1 protein-coding gene is annotated in these 633 nt (G+C 67.5%); it reads right to left on the bottom strand.

Annotated elements, in window-relative coordinates; all coding sequences use genetic code 11:
• The coding region (locus ROA7023_RS23640; RefSeq protein WP_143535749.1) for a calcium-binding protein at positions 1 to 633 on the bottom strand (633 nt) is incomplete at both ends.

Genomic DNA, 633 nt, shown 5'->3' with positions numbered 1-633 from the left:
GCCGCTTATCCGGTCGTTCCCGGCCCCGCCGTCCAGCACATCGCGCCCGGCCTCGCCGCGCAGGCTGTCATTCCCGTCGCCGCCGCGCAGGATGTCGCCGCCGGTCCAGCCGCGCAGGTTGTCGTTGCCCGACCCGCCCTCGATCAGGTCCGCGCCGTTGCTGCCCGAAGCGGAATCGTCCCCGTTCCCGCCGTAGATGCTGTCGTTGCCGCCGAGCGCCAGGATCGTGTCGTTGTGGTTGCCGCCATAGATCAGGTCGGCGCCGGAGCCGCCGCGGATATCGTCGTTCCCGTCGTCGCCCACGAGCGTGTTCGTCCCGTTCTTCACGAGAAGATCGTCGTCCCCGGTCCAGCCGCGCAGGTAATCGTCCCCGGTGTAGCCCGTCACCCGGTCGTCGCCCGGCCCCGCCGAGATGCTGTCATTGCCGTTGCCGCCGTTCAGGTCGTCGGCGCCCTGCAGGCCCAGAATGGTATCGTCGTCATTCCCTCCATAGATCGAATCCACCCCCGAGCCGCCGCGGATGTCATCATCCCCGTCGTCGCCCCGCAGCGTGTTGGTCCCGTTCTTCACCAGAAGGTCGTCGTCGCCCTTCCAGCCCCTTAGATCATCATTTCCTGAATAACCCGTTACCCG

This window comes from Roseisalinus antarcticus, assembly GCF_900172355.1.
GTDB classification, from domain to species: Bacteria; Pseudomonadota; Alphaproteobacteria; order Rhodobacterales; family Rhodobacteraceae; genus Oceanicola; species Oceanicola antarcticus_A.
Note: the sequence above shows the minus strand (reverse complement) of the source record. Positions and strands in the feature narration are given on the sequence as shown.